Genomic DNA, 1343 nt, shown 5'->3' with positions numbered 1-1343 from the left:
CTGTCATGTCTCAGCTGATCTGTCAGGGGTTTGTCTCGGGACATGTGACGCTGTTTGTGATCTTGTTGGTCAGACTGCTGGGGTGCGGAGTGTGCCTTGGTAGCGGCGTGTGGGGTTGATCATGAGTTGGCCCAGGGGTTCGCCTTGGGGGGCGTAGGCGGTGATGTGGTCACCATGGCGTAGCAGGGTGACGGTGGTGCCGGCGTGGGTGCGGCCGATGGACAGGATGTGGTTGCCGAGGGCGACGGTGCCGTTGGCGACCACGGTCAGCACGTGGACGGTGGCGTCGGTTTGGCGGGGCAGGTCGGCTGGTCCGCCGTGGGCGGCGGCGCGTTGCCAGGCCTGGTGTGGTGGGACGTGTCCAATGGAGCTGTGGCGGCGGACGGTGTTGTAGTGGGTGCGCACGTGGTCAAGGCGGGTTTGCAGCTCGGCGAGGCTGGCTGGGGGGTCGGGGTAGAAGTGGGTCAGCAGCTTGGCCGCGGTGGCGTGCAGGCGTTCGCACTTGCCGCAGGTCTGCGGGTGATAGGGGCTGGAGTGGATGACCCGGGTGCCCTTGGCGGCCAAGGCGCGGGAGAACCGGCTGGTCAGGGTGTTGTCCAAGAAGCGGTGCGGGTGGGCGAAGGCGGTGCCGTTGTCGGCTAGCACCAGCCCGGGCAGCCCCCACTGACTCTCGGCGGTGGCCATCGCGGCCAACGCGGCCTCGGTGGTCTCGACCGGGCAGGCGTGGCTGGCCACCCACACTCGGGAGCAGTCGTCGATGACGTCGATGGCGACCGCGGCGGCGCCGTCGGCCAGCCGGTGTTCGGTGCCGTCGATCTGGTAGCAGTCCCGGGGGCGGGCGAACTGGAACGACCGCCACGACGACCGGGGCCGCTTGGCCGGGTTCTTCTCCAACAGCCCGTGCCGGTCCAAGATCCGGTTGATCGTGGCCCGGGCTGGCACACACAAGCCCTGCCCGGCCCAGTCGGCCCGCTCGGCCACCCAGGCGAGCTCGGCCCGGATCGAGTCGGCTCCGTTATCCGGCGCCAACACCTCGCGCAGCCGCAACACCTCGGCCACCACCACCCCCGAGGTGGCGGTCGGGCTCGACCGTGGCCGCCGCGACCGCTCCCGCCACTCGCCCTCGGCCGCGACCCGCGCCCGATGCCGATAGAACGTGCGCGGATTGACCCCATTGGCCCGGCACCACTCCGCCACATTGTCGATCTTCACCTCGGCGACCAACATCGCGTCCAGGAAGCGCATCATCGCCTGCTTTCGCGCCATGACCAGCCGTCATAGCGTCGATCAAGCGACACATGCCTTGAGACACACCATGCGACACAACTCATGAGACTGGAGAG

General features: G+C 68.7%; 1 protein-coding gene. It reads right to left on the bottom strand.

Annotated features, from left to right (window positions below):
• Positions 1-69 precede the first annotated feature (69 nt).
• Positions 70-1266: an IS481 family transposase gene (locus N912_RS0148270; RefSeq protein WP_028928028.1), complete on the bottom strand. Its 1197-nt coding sequence runs from the start codon at positions 1264-1266 to the stop codon at positions 70-72.
• Positions 1267-1343 lie beyond the last annotated feature (77 nt).

Origin of the sequence: Actinospineispora acaciae DSM 45401 (assembly GCF_000620785.1) — a bacterium.
Lineage (GTDB): Bacteria > Actinomycetota > Actinomycetes > Mycobacteriales > Pseudonocardiaceae > Pseudonocardia > Pseudonocardia acaciae.
Note: the sequence above shows the minus strand (reverse complement) of the source record. Positions and strands in the feature narration are given on the sequence as shown.